Here is an 18,104-nt window from a genome sequence, read left to right as displayed (position 1 = left end):
GAATATTAAAATGAGTTTATCAGTTTTTGTACGTATTATTATGAAGATTACTGTCGGAAAGATGATAATTCCTATGAAAAGGGATTTTTTAAGGGGGAATCGAATCGTAAAGGGGAGGATAAATTATGTAAAACATAGGGGGATTTATATGAAAATGAAAAAGGTCGCTATCGCATCGATAACAATTGGTACAATGCTTACTATGGCAGCTTGTAGTCCTTCAGCAGATAAAGAAACGGAAAAGAAAGAGCAAGTAACTGCGCAAAATGATGGAGAAGCAAAAACGACAAGTGCAGATGAAGCGTCAAAAACAACGAAAGATACTGAAAAAGAAACAAATACTTCTTCAAATGAAAAAACAGATAAGGATGCAAAAAATACGAAAGAATCATCAGGGACAGAAAGTAACGGCAAAACGTCAACTCAAAACGAAAATGTAAAAACAAAAGAAAAAGAGACGACAGGAAAAACGAATGATCAAACGACTAGCGGGAAAACAACAGATCAAAGCACAAGTACAAGCACAAACAATAACGGAAAGACAACGAAAGATCCGAAGAAAAGTGTTGCTGTGAAAACGAATGTTAAAGAAGTTGTAGCATTAATTGATAGCTTGGACAAGCAGTTAGCTGCTAATCCAAAATTGGAAACAGTGAATAAGCTTGGTAAACAAATTAATGAAAAGTGGGATGTAATTGAGAAAGAGCTAGAAGCATCACATCCGACGGATTCTAAAACAATCGGTCAAAGTATGTATCCGTTAATTGTAGGAGCGGAGAAAGAAAAAATTGATATTAATAAAATGAAATCTTTAACGACGAAAACGAAAAAAGATTTAAATCAGTTATTGACGAAACTTTCGTAGTTTCAAAAGCCTACTCGTGTGAGTAGGCCTTTTTTAGTTTGTTGTAATGTGCACAGTATAACTTATTTATTTTCATTTTCAATTACGATGCGAAAGGAACTGAATGCTTGTTGACTGATATAATCTTCTTCGCTAACTTTATAAGGAAATGGAAAAGCGACGAGTTGCAAATTACTTTCCTGATCCACTGAAGGCAATGTGAAATTAAAGATTTGCCTCGTTTCAGGTGCAACCTTAGTATAAACGACTTTTCTATTGTTAAATATTTCAACTTGTTTCCAATCTTTAAAAGCCACGATTGCGTAAGTCATTTCATCATTTGTTTCATTACCGTTTGATAAAATTAATTGCTTGCCTTCCTTTTCAAAGAAGACAGTTTGTAAGTTCTCTTCACGGTTCGTAACAAATAATGGTTCGTAAAGACCATCTTTTAAAATAGCATCTGGATCTATAAGGGAGAGTTTTATTTTTTCGTTTTCTTTTTGAAGAGGATGCATTGAATATCGCATACTTAGAATATCTTCTAAAATAGCTGCTTTATTTAAGTTATTATCTTTTAATTTGTATTCAGGTTTTTTAATTATTAAAAAGGTTAATTCACTTGCATTAGGAGAAGTGTGTAAAGAGATTTTCCTAGTCATTGGACTGTTTGGTTTCATATCAAAAAAATAGTGTGATATTTCATTAGTAGTATCTTCTATTTTAAAAGGTTTTTGTTCGTAATCTTCTAGAACAATTAATCCATATTTTCGGTTTTCATTAATAGTATGTACGAATGATAATGTTACATTAATTTTATTATCCTCACTAGTAATTGTACTACCATTGTTAATATGTTGGCCTTGATTATCTTTCAATCCGTAAGAAACAGTATTGGTTTGTTGCTCTCGTTTATTTTCTATGGAAGGTGGATGAGGTTGTATGAATGAAGTATTGAACAAAATATAAATTGTAAGTAATGAAATAAGTAAAACACCGCTAATAATATATATTTGTTTCATAAATAGCACCTCAATATATGTAAAATATTATAGAAAAAAGATATGCAAGATGCATATCTTTTTTCTCTTTCTTACCAGAAAGCTTTTGTTTCGTGATTCACATCATTATAACCACTTAATTTATAGGTATGATTACCGATAGCGTAATCATCTCCATAATAAATGCTTGTGTTGGTCGCTGTAGCACTTACAAAGGATGATTTTTTTGCACTATTACTTTTCGTATTTACTAATGAGCCATCGCCATTGAAAGTTCTTGCTTTTGCATAAACATAGTCTTCGGTCGTAGTTGATTTCGATTTAGCAACTGCATAGGGGTTACCAAAAAAGGGAGTATATACGCTAATGTTAGAGTCATTCTTAGGTGCAGCTGCAATAGTCAAACTAGGAACACTAGATGTTTTTGTTGATTGAATTGTATCAAAGTCAACTAAAACGGGCTGCTTGTCTACAGTATCGACCTCTGAAGCACTTGCGTTATTAGTAAAACCAAAACCTAAAACCGCTAACCCTAAAGTTGTCACCGATAAAGATTTTTTCATATTCACTAATTTTCCCACCTTTTTAAATTTTTGAGTTCGAACTCAATTCATACAATATATGAAAATTTCGAAACTCTCAATGGTTTATTCCATACTTAACTTTTCTTTTACTTTCGATTCAACATGTCTTCATTTGCAAAAAAGCGAATATATCTTCTAATGCTTAGCCAGCAAGGGATACAGGTTTAACTTTATGAAATTCGTGTAAATTTAAATCTATTCATGTCAGAATCTCTGTTATTTTTAAGTTCATATGGGAAACTTATTAAAAAAAGGATGGTGACAAAAATGACAATCGATCGAATTTGTACAATTGGACCCGCAAGTAATAATAAAGAAACGTTAGCACAGTTAATAAAGAATGGTATGAAAATTGTTCGACTGAATTTATCGCATGGCACGCATGAAAGTCATAAAGACATCATTCGTTTAGTGAAATCATTAGATGACTCTATTAAATTTTTGGGTGATGTACAAGGACCTAAAATAAGATTAGGTGAAGTGAAGGGAGAGCAAATTACACTTCAGGCAGGAGATTCTTTTATTTTACATACACAATCAGTTACAGGGAGTAATACAGAAGCAAGTGTTGATTATGAAGGAATTGCGAATGATGTAAAAGTAGGCAGTAGAATTTTAATTAATGATGGAGAAGTTGAATTAATTGTTGAAAAGATAAGTACGGACAAAATAGAAACGAAGGTAAAAACAGGTGGCAATATCTCATCTCATAAAGGAGTTAATTTACCAGATACGGCTGTTCGTTTACCAGCTATTACAGAGAAAGATAAAAAAGATATTCAGTTTCTTTTAGAGGAGAATGTTGATTTTATCGCGTGTTCTTTCGTAAGAAAACCTAGTCATATAAAAGAAATACGAGATTTTATACAACAGTATAAAGAAACGTCACCTAATATAATTGCAAAAATAGAAACGATGGAAGCAATCGAGAATTTTCAAGATATATGTAAAGAAGCAGATGGAATTATGATTGCAAGGGGCGATTTAGGAGTAGAGTTACCGTATCAATGCATTCCGCTTTTACAGAAAATGATGATTCAGGAATGTAATCGAACGAATACATATGTCATTACAGCAACACAAATGCTTCAATCTATGGTAGATCATTCTATTCCAACAAGGGCAGAGGTGACTGATGTGTTTCAAGCTGTACTGGACGGGACGAATGCAGTTATGCTTTCAGCTGAAAGTGCATCAGGAGAACATCCAATCGAAAGTGTGAGAACATTACGTCTCGTTTCAGAATTTGCAGAGCATGTTAAAAAAGATGGACCTTTTGCGATGAAAGATGTACTGGAGTTACTGCATAAATCACTGAATGAGTGATGAATAAAAACACGAGGGCGGATATGCATCCGCCCTCGTGTTTTTCATTCATACTATTCTTGCTCTTGCTCATCCAAAATCTTTTCAAACGCAGCAGATACTTTATCAAACTCTTCATCATTTTCAATGTATGAAAACTCATTATCTTCTTCTACTTTTAAAAAGAAAATATCAATGTCTTCCTCAGTTTCTGTTTGGATATCTTCAACAAAGGCAACTGCAATATATTCTGCACCTTCGACATCCATCGCTCCAAGTACTTCTACTTCTTGCTCTTCGTTATTCTCATCACTAAGAGTAAACACTTCGCCAACTTCAATATCAGACATATTCATTCTCCTCCTGTTCGACTCTAAAAATAGAGCACTCAAACTGTATACATACTAACATATCTTTCCATGAAAAACCAAATTCATACGTAAGAAAACAATTCATTCTTCTTTAGTATGAGTATACAGCTATTAGGAGCATTATTTGTCTGTGCTATATTACTTAATCCATTCAACAATTGTATCCATAGTCTGTCTTGTTTTATCACGCTTTGGCTCTTCTTTACGGTAACCAAAGGCAACCATAACTGATACTTCAAAGTTATCGCCTTGTATAATGCCTTCTTGACGAAGTAAAGAATCTACTTCCTCTTTATCAAATCCTTCTATTGGACAAGAATCAATACCGATTTGAGCTGCGCTCGTCATCATATTACCTAAAGCAATATAAGTTTGTTTAGATGCCCAATCAAATACAGCACGATCGGATTGTAATAAGTTAAAATCTGATTCCTGGAACTTTTTGAAGAATTCATATCTAATTTTTTGAGTGTCTTCAGGCAATCCAATAATATCGTTCATCATATATTTAATATACTCTGCATCATAATGCATATCTTTAATGTTTCTTGAAAGAACAATAACAAAATGACTAGCTGTTGCAAGTTGCCCACCAGCGCCCCATGAATACGGTTGTAGTTTTTCTCTTAATTCTTTATTTTGTACGACAATAAATTTCCAAGGCTCATATCCAAAAGAAGAAGGAGATAATCTGCCTGTTTCTAAAATGAATTTGAAATCCTCTTCTGAAATTTTGTGCATAGGATCGAATTCTTTACATGCATGTCTGAAATGAAAAGCCTCCATAATCTTTTCTTTTGTAATTTCATTTGTATTTGTCATAAAAGTTCCTCTTTTCATGAATTTATTTTTGTAAGTAAATTATATTTTTAAAGTAACACAGATACAAGTACGCACATTTATGTGGTATAGTATCAAAAAAGATACTATTGATAAGGGAAGGGATTTATTATGGATTGTTCAAATGAAAATAATATAAATTACCCATTTTTAAATAAATATTCTTGTCCAGTTGAAGCTATGGTTGAGGTGATTGGAGGGAAATGGAAAGGGGTAATTTTGTATCATTTATTAGATGGTACAAAGCGGTTTAATGAATTAAAAAGATTAAAACCAAATATCACACAAAGGATGTTAACACTGCAGCTGAGAGAACTTGAAGCTGATGGGATTATACATCGTGAAGTATACCGTGAAGTACCACCTAAAGTTGAATATTCGTTAACTGAGCTTGGTGAATCACTACGTCCAGTGATTCTATTAATGATGGAATGGGCAACTCATAATATGGAGAAGGTTTTGGAGAATAGGAATACGAAAAATAATAGTTAAGAGTTGAAATTGATATAGACGAGTTATGTGAAATAGTTGTAGAAATAAAAGGTGTTTCCATACGTGAAAACACCTTTTATTTCTATATTTTTTACTTTTTAACTTCAACTGCTGAAGTTGGAAAGTTATTTAAGTTTGCAGTTTGACCATACCAATCAGCATGTTTAAAAACAACACCTTTTCCATATCCGTCAGTTGAAGTACGTTCCCATAGTGTTGTTGAGTAGCTAGCAGTAGGAGCTGCTGTACGTACAGAAACAATTTGATTTTGCCAACTAGCAGACAAGTTTTTATAACCGCTACTTAGAGAAAAATACTCGCTACCTTGATTTGTAAGTTTATAGAAGTCTGTACTACCAGGTCCGCTTCCTCCAACACCAAGGGGAGTGATTGAATGATTCAACCTTTGTTTATCTTTTTCAATAAAAGACTCTAAACTTTCTTTGCTCGAAAATCCATAAGATAACCAGTCTCCATTTTGATTTTGTTTCGGTAGAACTAACGTTATTTTTACGTCTTCCTTTGATGGAGCACTCAATTTGTTAAACGAATCAACAGTCTTTTCATCTACAGTTACATATTCGAAAGAGGAAATCGTATAATCTTTTTCGGTACTAGCTGATACTGATCCCAGTCCTCCAGTTAACGACGAGACAGTTAATAATGCACCTGCTACCAACTTTTTCAGCATGGATTCATCTCCTTAAAACTTAGATTTTTTACATAACTAAAATGTATGTTAATTTGAATGTTTTATAAATATTTAGAAATTTATAAAAATTAAACAGAATATTCTTTTATTATTCTGAAGTAAGGAAAGTAATTAAAAATGAAAAAAGGTTTACTTAAAAAGTAAACCCTTTTTGCTGACCTATTTCAAAACTCAATGGATGAAAGTTTCATTTTATCCATCTATGAATCATACACTTCTTTTGCATTCGTAGAAGCAGCATCTAATAAAAGGAAAATGGCTGCTATCATATGTAGAAAGATGTCTATATAAGGAAAGAAGGCAACTAGAGTAACGATAATACCGATATACTGAGGGTACGTATTCATGCCTTCTTTTTTAGCTAATAAAATAGTAGTGATATGAAAAACAATCAATAGTAGTAAAGGTAACCCATATAGGTTAACAAGACTTGGAAATACATAATAACAAGGAAGTAATAAAAGATGATAGATCCCTGTAGTCCACTTTAGTGCTTGAATGTAGGTTTTCAAAGTTAATCCTCCTAAAACAATTCATATCTATATATTACCAAAAATAATAGGTAATTGGATATTGTTTATTTGTATTTTTAATAGATTATAATAATTTTATGTAAACTAATTGTTAGGTATCTATAAAATAGAAAAACCACCCAAACGAGGGTGGTTCGTATTATAAATAACTACTTAAAGAAGAAATCGGAACCTTCACTTCACTACCTTCCTTCATATTCCGCAGCATAACGGTTTCTGTACTAAGTTCGTCTTCCCCAATAATAAGCACATAAGGTATATTCTCTTTATTGGCATAATTAAGGGCGCGTTTTAATTTGCGTCCTGCTAGTTCAAGTTCGACTTTTAAGGAAGTGGTGGAACGTAATTGCTGGGCAATTTGTAAGCATTGTAACTCTGTCCCAAGCGGGATGATAAATAGATCCGCTGTAGATGAGATTGTTTCTTTCTGCGATAGTGCTGTATAAATAACGTCTAAACCGAATGAAATACCGACTGTTGGATAGTTTATATTATCACCACGGAAAGCTCCGATAATGTTATCGTATCGACCACCGCTACCGATGCTAGATGTAATCGATCCATCTTTTAAAAAGATTTCATATACAGTACCTGTATACATTGTGAGTCCTCGCGCTAAAAACGGGTTGAATATCGTATTTTCATTTATTCCAAGGGCGATTAAATATTGCTGTAATTGTTGTAGTTCGTTTACTCCATCGGCAACGAGTGGATTATTGAAAGTTTCTTTAAAGTCAGCGATAGTAAGCTTTAGACAAGATAATACGGTATTACATATCGTATCAGCCATTTCTTCAGAAATTCCGCGCTCTAATACATCTTTTCGTACACCATCAATCCCAATCTTTTCGATTTTATCTAATGATAAAATGACGTCACTTGTTAACTCAGTAGGGATGTTAATGGCCTGAAGAATACCATTTAACAATTTTCGGTTATTATATTGGATCGTTATCTCTAAGTTTAACGTTCGGAACAGTTCAAACGCCATACCCATAAGTTCAGCTTCTGCCATGACAGACTCAACACCGACGATATCAACGTCGCATTGTATAAATTCACGAAATCTTCCTTGTTTAATTGGCCCATCTCGAAATACTTTCCCAATCTCATAACGTTTAAAAGGGAGGCGGAGGTTCGGATTCATTGCCACAACTTTTGCGAATGGAATAGTTAAATCGTATCGTAAGGCGAGCTCACGTTTCCCTTGATCCTGAAGTGTATATATTTCTTTTAATATTTCATCGCCACCGCCGTACTTGTAAGACATAAGCTCATACATATTTAACGTCGGCGTTTCTAAAGGTTTGCATCCGTATCGTTCAAACGTATCTTCACAAGCTCTTTTAATTTTATTTCGCAGCACTTGTTCTTCTGGTAAATAGTCTTTCGTTCCTTTTACATTTCTCATTTCCATCATAATCACTCCTTTTTTAAATTAAAAAAAGCTATGCAGGTATAAAAATACCCACATAGCTTTATGAACGCTTCGTGGGTCAACAGGAAAAGCCCTGTACCCACGAAGAAAAATTTTTCTTCGGATACACGGCGTTACGTATGATGATGAAGTTGGAAAGAAGTATTAAAATTTCGCATGACAAATCTCTCCTTAACGTAAGTTTTTCCAAATTATATCAGATGATTTTTGAATTATCAATATTTTTAGTTTTGAAAAATACGTGAAGTTATGTAGGAGAAATGGAAAAGGGTGTATAATAAAGGGAAACTTAATGATATGAAATAAAGTTTTAAGGAGAACGTTATGAAAAAAGATAAAACAAATGCGATGCGAATATTAGATAAAGAAAAAATTGAATATTCGATGATGTCATATGATCCAGACGATGGGAAAATTGATGGCGTATCAGTAGCCGAGAAAATTGGACGAGAAGTGAGAGAAGTATATAAAACGTTAATCGCTCAAGGGAATAGTAAAAATTATCATGTGTTTATTATTCCGGTAGATGAGGAACTAAATTTAAAAGCTGCCGCAAAAGCAGTAAGTGAAAAGAAAATTGAAATGATTCCTGTTAAAGATATTACGAAAGTGTCAGGATACATTCGCGGCGGTTGTTCACCAGTTGGAATGAAAAAGTTATTTTCTACATGTATCGATGAAAGCGCCCAATTACTTGATAAGATGATAGTGAGCGGCGGGAAAATTGGTATACAAATTGAGCTGAAAGTTGATGACTTGGCGAAAGTGACGAGAGCGCAGTTTGGAGAGGTAACGAAGTAAATATACATAGGAAAAGAAGTTCTGGTTTTATCCCGCTATTCGCCGGGCAGTAAGTAAGACCCTCACCTCAAAATTCAGCGGAAGCAAAGAAATTAGGTGGGGATTAATTGCCCGTAAAAGCACGATTGGTGAGGGCTGATAATCAGTGGGGATGAACAAAATCCCCACTGATTAAAGTTTCACTTTATTGAATTTAGATAATAATTTATAGGATAGTTAGTCCATTATGGGGCTGATTGTCCTTTTTTATTTACAAACTGGATAAAGATTGAATGTTTAGTTTGATATAGGCATGTAATCTGAATTGTTTGTTTGGCTTTGGGAGGAGGACAAAGGCTCGGTGCGAGGACTTTAAATAAGTTCCTCTTAAAGATAGACAAGTGACGGGAGAGTGTTTAATGAAGGTTCAAGAAATACCCTAAGAAAGCACGTATTGGGGGGCAGTGTTTTGGCCCCCATCGGCTAAAAGTATGAAAGATTTTATACAGTTTTTTTGCTAATCCAGTAACAAACAAGAACACTAAAACCGCGTTAGGATAGGAATGTATAAAAAATGTCTAGATTCATAGAACTAAAAAAGAAGTTTCACTTGTGAGAGCAGGGTTCTCCTTTTTCATTGCTACTGATAATGAGACGTTATGTTAACTAATTTTGAATATCGTATACAGACTAAAAACAGAGAAAACTTCCTGTTGTGTAGGGTATTTTTTCTGTTTTTTTGATGATAGTTGTTAACTGATTTCTCACATTTCAAAAAAACTACTTTTTTGTTTGCTTGTCCACACCATTTCACCTCTTTGTGAATTTTATAGTATTAAAGGAGGTGAAAAGAATGAATGAAGATATTATTTCAATTGGAGCAAATTGTATAGTGAGAATTAGAAACAGATTCTTTCTTCTAGTAGAAATTGAAGTGGAATTTGGAAATGTAGCCATAGAGGAATTTGTTTTTATTCGAATATCTGAGCAAGAAGCTAGAACATTGTTAGCAGGGGGTATTCAACGTTGTACTATTTCCAATTGTATTCCTAGGTCTCATGATGATTTAGAAGTAGAATTCATTTGTGTTTTAATCGTAGGTGGGGAAGCATTTGCGGTTTTTGATGTAGAAGACGATGTTGATGAAGCTGTACTTGTTCCAATTTCATTAAGAGAAGCCGAGCGTTTAATCTGTAGAGGAGCAAGACGATGTACAGTTATTAATAGATAAGAGTAAGCCTTTTGGGTACTAAAGAAGTTTCATTTTGTGTGGCTTCTTGTAAGAATGATTATGTAAATATGAATATCCTCCAGAGTACTTAACTGGAGGATATTTTTTAGACTTCTAGATGTATTAACTACTGATAATGAGACGTTATATTAATTAGGTTTGGATATTGTATACATCGTCTTTTCTTCAACTAAGAGTGCAGATTCATACAGTAAAAATTACTTTTTTAACTATAAAATAAGAAGAAATGAACCTATATTACTACTGATAGAGCTATGTTATAATGAAAATAAGGGTTTTATCCTTATTTTCATTATATAGGAGAGTGTTGAACATGATTATCAAGTTCATTCGTTTACGTTAATTTTAAACACAATTCGTTATGCCCGACTATTTTTTTCGAAATGTGTGGGTTTATTTGGTTGTGTCTTTTTTTATTAACTAAATACGAATGAAATGAGGAGTTAATCATGACTGAAAAGATTATTAAAATTAATAAAATTGATATATGTACAGAGAGCTTTGGCAATTCAGCAGATCCAGCAGTCTTACTAATTATGGGAGCCATGTGTTCAATGGTTTATTGGGATGAGGAATTTTGTCAACAATTAGCTGATACGGGCCGATATGTTATTCGTTATGATAATAGAGATGTCGGACGGTCAACTACTTATGAACCGGGGAGTTCCCACTATACTGTGGTAGATATGGCTGATGATGCGATTGGGGTACTCGATGCATATCATATTGACGAAGCACATATTGTTGGAATGTCATTGGGTGGAATGATTGCTCAAATTGTAGCCTTAAGGAACCCTGAGAGAGTTATAAGTATAACTTTGATTGCATCAGGTATTTTTGGTTCTGAAGATAACGACCGAAATTTGCCTCCGATCGATGAAAAGATACTCGCTTACCATACTAATGCGGCCAAACTAAATTGGTCGGATGAAGAATCTGTTGCAAATTACTTGGTTGCAGGATCAGCATTACTTTGTGGTTCAAAGCATAAATTCGATAAGAAGAGGGCTTATAAGCAGGTAGAAAACGAAATAAAACGGGCAAATAATCTACTCAGTATGTTTAATCATTCCCTTCTTAAAGGTGAGGATTCTTATGAGGGGAGATTAAAAGAAATCAATATACCTACTTTGGTTATCCATGGTACAGAAGATACAGTGCTTTCATACGAGCATGGTCTTGCTCTTGTTAATGAAATACCGCATGCTGTGTTACTACCCTTAGAAGGATCGGGTCACGAGATTCACTGTGACGATTGGAATCATATAATCAACGCTATTTTGAATCATACTTCAGTCCTGTAATTATTATAGAAATCGTATAAAACAAAAAATATTTGGAAAAAGGGTTACAATCGAATCTGTAACCCTTTTTTTCTATTAAAAATCAATTTTAGAACTGTTACTCATTTAAAGAATAGTAATACGCTTAGTTATTGGTATTTACTTCCAATGATGAAAATTATGTAAATAAGCTGTTCACTGGATTCCCATAGAAAACTGTGGTGAGATGAGATTTTTGATTTTGAAGTACTTCAAAATCTTAGCTAGATGGCTATGTAGCGGTACCCACATTAAAAATGCAGGAACATATCAAATATGTTCCTGCATTTAATTTTATTAAGTTTAATATCTATGACCTAAATATAATAGAATTTGGAGCTTCTTTTTATTTTAAATAAATTGGGTAATTAGACTATAACATTAATGTTTATCATTGAATATAATAATAATATAATGGAGGTGGTGTTATATGGCTCTTACTACAGGACCAATTGAAAACGTAGGAAATCAACCTGCTAATGCAAATAAAGTTAGGGTGAAGATCCTTAACCGTACTGCGGGCCCACTTACTGGAGTAGCTAGAGTTTTTAGACTTGACGGTTCATTAGTATTAATTGAACAGGTAAACTTCAATGTGAATTCTAATGCTTCTACTTTTGCAACTCTAAGTTTAGTTCATCCTGCTCTTGGACAAGCATTTGAATATGAAGTTCAAATTGTTCCTAATCAACCTGGTGGACTATATAGTGTTTATGGACTAACAGCTGAAAATGTTATTATTACTGCACAACGTGTTGTGAACTCAGAATTGACACAGTTTCTTTAATTAAAATAGATTGGTGCCTACATGGTATCCAATCTATTTTTGTACGTATTATTCAGAGAAAGAATGGTTTTACACAAAAATAAAGATAGTTATGGAAAAGGGAAAAGTCGAGCTATCATCTTAATTTTTATTATTTCTGTCTTAGACCGTATCTGTTTTGTGGCACGGTTTTCTTTGAATGCATTTTATTCAAACTGTTTTTTAAAGTATTTATCAAATATGCATTATTGCATAAATAAATTTAAATTTATAAGTTAATATTAAACTACTTTTTAGTTGTAAAGAATATGTTAATAATCTTTATAAGAAAAGGATATTCCTTGTAAAAAGTGAAATTGTTTGGAATGTGAATAAACAAAAAGTTTAGAAGTGATACAGACTGGATAGAGTCTTGTATTAAATAAACAGAAAAGGGGTATGGGTTTCTAAAAGGTTTCGGGGGTTAGAAAGCACTTTTTAGTTAATAGCTTTAAATTATATTTTAAAGGGGAATGGGTATATGAAGTTTCGAAATACAAAGATTGCTATGGTTACACTATCTTCATTTTTTATTTTAGGTTCTGCATCTCTATCATTCACAGATACTATACACGGTGAAGTGGTTCCTGCATCAGCACAGGAGATTATTGTAAAAAATTATGATGATACATATTATAATAACGCAATAGGAAAAACGGGGTTAGAATTAAAGAAGGAACTGCATAATATTATTGATAATCATACAAAACTATCATACAGTGCGGTTTGGGAAGCAATAAGAGATACTGATGAAGATCCAAATAATAAAAATAATGTGATACTCTTATATACTGGTCGTTCGCAAGGGAAACTTACGAATGGATCAGGAGTAAATAACTGGAACCGAGAGCATGTTTGGGCAAAATCTCACGGTGACTTTGGAACGACTGCAGGACCTGGAACAGATCTACATCATTTAAGAGCGACGGATGTATCTGTAAATAGTTCACGTGGAAATCTAGATTTTGATAATGGTGGTGTGAATCATTCTGAAGCGACAGAATGTAAATATGATAGTGATTCTTGGGAACCTCGTGATAGTGTAAAGGGAGATATTGCTAGAATGCTGTTTTATATGGCTGTTCGTTACGAGGGAGACAACGGCGAAATAGATTTAGAACTAAATGAAAAAGTGAATAACAATAAAGATCCATACATGGGGAAACTATCTGTCTTATTAAAATGGAATGAACAAGACCCGGTCGATGATTTAGAGCGAAAGCGTAATGAAGTGATTTTTACAAAATATCAACATAACCGCAATCCTTTTATTGATCATCCAGAATGGGTAAATAAAATCTGGAACTAAGATTTTTAAAGGTATTATATTTTGATAAAAGGGATTGATCATTATGATCAATCCCTTCTTATATTTTTACTAGAATAAATGATTTTTATAGGACTAGTGAGGGAAATAGAATAGATATTTATATGGAACGATAGTACTTATTTATCTAGTTAAGTATTTAGTAAGGTCCCCACTCAATATTCACCCCAACAATAAGAAAAACAAGTCCAATGATAAACCAAATGAGTGCAAGTGGAGCCATGAAACGAATCCATTTTCCATAAGAAATCCCGCTTGCTGCGAGAACGCCCATTAAAACACCAGAAGTTGGATTTAAGCAGTTTACTACACCTTCCCCAAGCATAACAGCTTGTACTGTAACTTGGCGTGTAATGTGCATAAAATCAGCTAATGGAGCTAATATCGGAATAAAAATAACCGATTCTCCTGTCCCGGATGAAATGAGGAAATGTAATGCGGCACTACTCACATACATGCCGATAACACCAAATACAGGGTTTTGTCCTTCGAGAGCTTGTGCGAGTTGGTTAACAATTGTATCAAGCAATTTTCCTTGTTCTAAAATGACTGAAATACAGCGAGCCATTCCGACAATTAAAGCACCGTAGATAAGGTTTTGGCAGCCAGTTAGAAAAGTAGAAGCGATATCGTTTGCTTTCATGCCACCTATTATTCCGGCTGTAATTGCTATGAAAATAAAAGTAGCGGTCATTTCTGCGTCCGTCCAATGTAGACGAAAAGCGCCTATTAAAAATGCAATTAATGATAAAGCTGAAACGAGTAAAATTAATTTATGACGTATCGTCCAAGGAACTTCCTTTTTCTCTGCTTCTTTTTCGCTTGAAAGAGCGTTACTTGGAAACCAGTTGTCGCCAAGGATGCTTCCTTTATTCGATTTTTTCAAGCGCTTTACATACCAATTTATATATAGAATGGTAGCAAGTAAAAAAGATATATAAATTGCTGTGCGTAAACCAATTCCCGAAAACATCGGAAGTTCTGCGATCTTTTGTGAAATGCCTAAAGGTGAGGGAGATAAAATAGTAGCATTAAAACCAGCATAAGTACCTAAATAAATAATTGCTACACCGACGATAGCGTCCCATTTTAACGTGCGTGCAACGATGATGCCGATGGGGATAAAACCGATAACTGAGTTAACGATAATACCAGTCGTTCCAAGAATAGAAAAAAGCGCAGCAACTATACAAATGAAAAGTAATTGCTGATTACGAAATTTGTTAATAACATGATAGATTAAACCGTCAAGAGCACCTGTTTTTTCAAGAATTGCAATGGCTCCACCTGTAAATAAAATTAGAAAGATAATAGGAGCAGCAAGTGTCATTCCTTTTTCAATAGCGGTAAAAAAAGAAACAAATCCTACGGGTGATTGCGGAACAGAATGGTAGCTACCTGGTATTGTCGTTGTAACGGTCCCGTTTGTAACCCTTTTAAATTCTCCAGCAGGAACGAAGTACGTAGCAATGGCGCAAAGTAAGGCAATAAAAAATAGTAGTACGTACGCATCAGGCATTTTAAACTTTGGTTTACTAGGTTGTTTTTTTGCCTCAGTTTGTATTTGCATAAAATCCCTCCTTCTTCACTTGGTTAATTTTTAATATTCTGAATTTAATCTGTGAAATAGATTATAATAAAGGTAGCTTCTTAAGGCAATAGTTTTTGTATCCTTTCCCGTACATACAAATTATTGCAATATTAGACAGGGAAACGATAATAAGCCAAGAATATGTTATGTAGAAAGAAAAAGGAAAAGAGGGAACAAGATGTGGAAAACTACTGATCTATGTGATGAATTTGAAAAGGAATTACAAATATGTCGCCAGTCTTTTCGGTCTTTTGGGAAGAAAGAACAATTCCACGGGAAAATTGCAACTGTAAAAGTGAAAGATGATAATGTACTAGTGAAGGAAGGATTGCAAACATTACCAGAAGGAACAGTATTAGTTGTTGATGGCGGAGCGTCTACGAATTGTGCGTTACTCGGTGATAATTTGGCAGCTATTGCGGAAGAAAGAAAGCTAGCAGGAATTATTGTGAATGGGTATGTTCGTGATTCTAGTGAACTAAAGAATATTAATATTGGTATTTTAGCGTTAGGAACGATGCCAAATAGAAGTGTGAAAGAAGGAAAAGGAGAACGAAATATTTCATTGCACTTTGGACAAGTAGAATGGAATCCAAATGAATATGTCTATGCGGATGAAGATGGCGTCATTATTAGTGAAAAGAGTTTACATCGTTAAGAGTTAATAAGTTATTATTCTTAGAAAATAAATCCGATAAAGCATGGACAAAATTCTTTGTCAATAGTAAAATAATACAGAAATTTAAAATTTACAGAATGTATAGGTTTATCGTTTTACGATAACTTAAATGGGAGTAAGTTGTGCCAAGAAAAGTGAATGTTATCACAATGATACGTTCATAAACAAAATTATTTTTCCTATACAAATATAGCCGCGAATGATGCGGGTAGGAGGTGTTGTACATTTTTGTTCGACACTTACAAAAAGAGAGTGTCAATCGCACGCCCTTGAAGGGCCTTTTTTTGTGTAAATGGTAGTAAGGGAGGAAATTTTGGGATGGCAATGTTGAAAAAATGGCTGCTTACGTCGTTAATGGCAGTGACACTTGTATTTGTTTCTTTTGCGAATACAGTACATATTACGTTTGCTGAAGGAAATACAGCAAAACTTGCAATTATTGGGGAATCACAAAAAGGCATTATGTTATGTCCGAAAGAAGAGCAAATTAAAGATGGGGAAACAGCTTTAAGTTTGCTGCAAAAGGTCATGGGGGACAAAGTAGAATCTGAAACGATGTCGTTTGGAACATATGTAAAAGGCATCGATGGTTTAATGGCCGGGGCTACAAGTGCTTGGCTGTATGATGTAAATGATCAGTCTGCAGAAGTCGGAGCAGATAGTTATAAATTAAAATCTGGAGACGTTGTTGTCTTTCGTTTTGTTTCAGACTGGAGCAATATAAGCCAGGAAACATTGAAAGAAACGTTAGATAAGTTCGGAACGTGTAAAACAGAAGAACCTGACGGCGGCAAACCAGAAGAACCAAAATCAGAAGGTCAAGATGATAAAACGCCAGATGGGAAAAACCAAGGTGACCAAGACGGTAAAACGCCAGATGGGAAAAACCAAGGTGACCAAGACGGTAAAACGCCAGATGGGAAAAACCAAGGTGATCAAGATGGTAAAACGCCAGATGGGAAAAACCAAGGTGACCAAGACGGTAAAACGCTAGATGGGGAAAACCAAGGTGACCAAGATAGTAAAAAACCAGAACAACCAAAGCAAGAGAATGTTCAAATTCCAGCGAAGCAATTAGAGGAAGCAATCTCAAAAACATCTGAAAAAATGTTACAAGATGGAATTGAAAGTGACTGGGTAGCTGTAGCGCTTTCTCGTTCTGGAAAGAATGTGCCAATTGAGGCAAAATTAAATTATGTTAAGTCAGTAACTGAAAAAGTAGAAAAGCGCATTAATCGTTTTTCAGCGACAGATTTAGCTAGAACAATTATTATGATGAATGCAATGAGTGCAGACCCTAAAAATGTAGGTGGACATAATTTAGTTCAAAAATTGTATGAGTCAGATAAAGTGAATTCTGTTACAGGTTATGCATTTGCTTTACTTGCATTTGATACGAAGAAGTATGAGATTCCAGTTGAATCAAAATGGAACAGAGTTGCTCTAGTGGAAGCACTGTTAAATAATCAGCATACAGACGGTGGATGGACTTATAATAGTTCAGGTAGTAAAGATAGTGCTAGTAGCGTTGATGTAACAGGTATGGTTTTATCAGCATTAGCTCCTTATCAAGAGCGATCAGATGTGAAACCAGCTATACAAAAAGCTGTTGCGTATTTATATAACGAACAGCTGCAAAATGGTGGTTTTTCAGCTGATGGACAAGAAAATTCAAATAGTACTGCGCAAGCAATTATTGGATTATCGCTTGTTAAAGATGTAGATCAAAATCGTCTTCATGAGGCAATGCAAAACCTATTATCATATCAACTTTCAAATGGTGAATTTAAATGGTTACCAAGTGATCAAAATGGTAACGGAATGGCTACAGAACAGGCTCTTTTAGCATTACTTCAATTTAAGGAAATGGGAAAATCTATTTATGATTGGTCTAATGTAGACGCTGGTAATGTAATTAAGCCAAAACCGATTGAAGATCCAGAAAAGGTCGTTGAACCAGAAAATAATGTAGTAGAAAAAGAAGTTACTGAAGAACCGAAAGAACAAAAACAAGTACAACAAGAAACAAAAGATGAAAATCTAAAAGTAGTTGTAGATAACGAACCGGTTAAGAATAAAAAAATCGGAAACGGTAACAGTCTACCAAAAACAGGAGCATCTTCTCATGGTGCAGCAACAGAAGTAGGTATGGGTGTATTATGTATTGCTTCTGCATATGTATTATGGAGACGTAAAGCAGCTTAACAAAAAATTAGGAGCAATTATTT

The 18,104-nt window shown here is 34.1% G+C and carries 18 protein-coding genes; 10 read left to right on the top strand and 8 right to left on the bottom strand.

Annotated elements, in window-relative coordinates:
* Positions 1–148: 148 nt before the first annotated feature.
* Positions 149–865 carry a hypothetical protein gene (locus GBN91_RS11735; RefSeq protein WP_000782545.1) on the top strand — a complete coding sequence of 239 codons (717 nt, stop codon included), beginning with the start codon at positions 149–151 and terminating at the stop codon, positions 863–865.
* Between the two features lie 62 nt (positions 866–927).
* On the opposite strand, the gene GBN91_RS11730 is transcribed toward GBN91_RS11735, so the two are convergent.
* The gene (locus GBN91_RS11730) at positions 928–1,866 is read right to left on the bottom strand and encodes a hypothetical protein (protein WP_152121530.1); all 939 of its coding nucleotides are present in this window, start codon (positions 1,864–1,866) and stop codon (positions 928–930) included.
* Positions 1,867–1,937: 71 nt separating this feature from the next.
* Positions 1,938–2,414 carry a hypothetical protein gene (locus tag GBN91_RS11725; RefSeq protein WP_001056353.1) on the bottom strand — a complete coding sequence of 159 codons (477 nt, stop codon included), beginning with the start codon at positions 2,412–2,414 and terminating at the stop codon, positions 1,938–1,940.
* Between the two features lie 282 nt (positions 2,415–2,696).
* On the opposite strand from GBN91_RS11725, the gene GBN91_RS11720 reads away from it, so the two are divergent.
* Complete coding sequence (locus GBN91_RS11720) at positions 2,697–3,755, top strand: pyruvate kinase (protein WP_060851895.1); 1,059 nt, start codon at positions 2,697–2,699, stop codon at positions 3,753–3,755.
* 53 nt (positions 3,756–3,808) lie between these two features.
* Here the strand turns inward: GBN91_RS11720 and GBN91_RS11715 are convergent, their stop codons facing one another.
* A complete protein-coding gene (locus tag GBN91_RS11715; RefSeq protein ID WP_002005464.1) occupies positions 3,809–4,090 on the bottom strand; it encodes a DUF1292 domain-containing protein in 282 nt (93 codons plus the stop codon).
* Between the two features lie 153 nt (positions 4,091–4,243).
* Complete coding sequence (locus GBN91_RS11710) at positions 4,244–4,927, bottom strand: NAD(P)H-dependent oxidoreductase (RefSeq protein ID WP_060851896.1); 684 nt, start codon at positions 4,925–4,927, stop codon at positions 4,244–4,246.
* 129 nt (positions 4,928–5,056) lie between these two features.
* On the opposite strand from GBN91_RS11710, the gene GBN91_RS11705 reads away from it, so the two are divergent.
* Positions 5,057–5,437: a winged helix-turn-helix transcriptional regulator gene (locus GBN91_RS11705; RefSeq protein WP_000340659.1), complete on the top strand. Its 381-nt coding sequence runs from the start codon at positions 5,057–5,059 to the stop codon at positions 5,435–5,437.
* A gap of 91 nt (positions 5,438–5,528) precedes the next feature.
* Here the strand turns inward: GBN91_RS11705 and GBN91_RS11700 are convergent, their stop codons facing one another.
* From GBN91_RS11700 to GBN91_RS11690, 3 genes are all read right to left on the bottom strand, one after another.
* The gene (locus tag GBN91_RS11700; RefSeq protein ID WP_000914421.1) at positions 5,529–6,128 is read right to left on the bottom strand and encodes a hypothetical protein; all 600 of its coding nucleotides are present in this window, start codon (positions 6,126–6,128) and stop codon (positions 5,529–5,531) included.
* Positions 6,129–6,349: 221 nt separating this feature from the next.
* Positions 6,350–6,661, bottom strand: coding sequence for a hypothetical protein (locus GBN91_RS11695; RefSeq protein WP_000860724.1), 312 nt, complete (start codon positions 6,659–6,661; stop codon positions 6,350–6,352).
* Positions 6,662–6,821: 160 nt separating this feature from the next.
* Positions 6,822–8,099, bottom strand: coding sequence for a histidine--tRNA ligase (locus tag GBN91_RS11690; RefSeq protein WP_000425991.1), 1,278 nt, complete (start codon positions 8,097–8,099; stop codon positions 6,822–6,824).
* 345 nt (positions 8,100–8,444) lie between these two features.
* Here GBN91_RS11690 and ybaK point away from each other — a divergent pair, with 345 nt between their 5' ends.
* The 5 genes from ybaK to GBN91_RS11665 all read left to right on the top strand — a co-directional run bounded on the left by ybaK (position 8,445) and on the right by GBN91_RS11665 (position 13,588).
* A complete protein-coding gene (gene ybaK / locus GBN91_RS11685) occupies positions 8,445–8,921 on the top strand; it encodes a Cys-tRNA(Pro) deacylase (RefSeq protein WP_000710857.1) in 477 nt (158 codons plus the stop codon).
* Positions 8,922–9,753: 832 nt separating this feature from the next.
* Positions 9,754–10,131, top strand: a complete 378-nt coding sequence (locus tag GBN91_RS11680; RefSeq protein WP_001001282.1) for a hypothetical protein — start codon at positions 9,754–9,756, stop codon at positions 10,129–10,131.
* 470 nt (positions 10,132–10,601) lie between these two features.
* Positions 10,602–11,456: an alpha/beta fold macrolide esterase gene (mle, locus tag GBN91_RS11675; RefSeq protein ID WP_025708764.1), complete on the top strand. Its 855-nt coding sequence runs from the start codon at positions 10,602–10,604 to the stop codon at positions 11,454–11,456.
* A gap of 448 nt (positions 11,457–11,904) precedes the next feature.
* A complete protein-coding gene (locus GBN91_RS11670; RefSeq protein ID WP_001229415.1) occupies positions 11,905–12,261 on the top strand; it encodes a hypothetical protein in 357 nt (118 codons plus the stop codon).
* Between the two features lie 499 nt (positions 12,262–12,760).
* Positions 12,761–13,588: an endonuclease I family protein gene (locus tag GBN91_RS11665; protein WP_152121529.1), complete on the top strand. Its 828-nt coding sequence runs from the start codon at positions 12,761–12,763 to the stop codon at positions 13,586–13,588.
* Between the two features lie 157 nt (positions 13,589–13,745).
* Here GBN91_RS11665 and GBN91_RS11660 read toward each other — a convergent pair whose 3' ends face one another.
* Positions 13,746–15,176, bottom strand: coding sequence for a YfcC family protein (locus GBN91_RS11660; protein ID WP_001166965.1), 1,431 nt, complete (start codon positions 15,174–15,176; stop codon positions 13,746–13,748).
* A 199-nt stretch (positions 15,177–15,375) separates the two neighbouring features.
* On the opposite strand from GBN91_RS11660, the gene rraA reads away from it, so the two are divergent.
* Together rraA and GBN91_RS11650 are read left to right on the top strand one after the other, a co-directional pair.
* Positions 15,376–15,855, top strand: a complete 480-nt coding sequence (gene rraA, locus GBN91_RS11655) for a ribonuclease E activity regulator RraA (protein WP_000266039.1) — start codon at positions 15,376–15,378, stop codon at positions 15,853–15,855.
* A gap of 339 nt (positions 15,856–16,194) precedes the next feature.
* A complete protein-coding gene (locus GBN91_RS11650; protein WP_152121528.1) occupies positions 16,195–18,081 on the top strand; it encodes a DUF4430 domain-containing protein in 1,887 nt (628 codons plus the stop codon).
* Positions 18,082–18,104: the final 23 nt, after the last annotated feature.

Source organism: Bacillus sp. B1-WWTP-T-0.5-Post-4, assembly GCF_009183795.1.
Taxonomy (GTDB): Bacteria; Bacillota; Bacilli; order Bacillales; family Bacillaceae_G; genus Bacillus_A; species Bacillus_A cereus.
The sequence above is the reverse complement of the archived record's forward strand: the minus strand, read 5'-3'. Positions and strand labels throughout refer to the sequence as shown.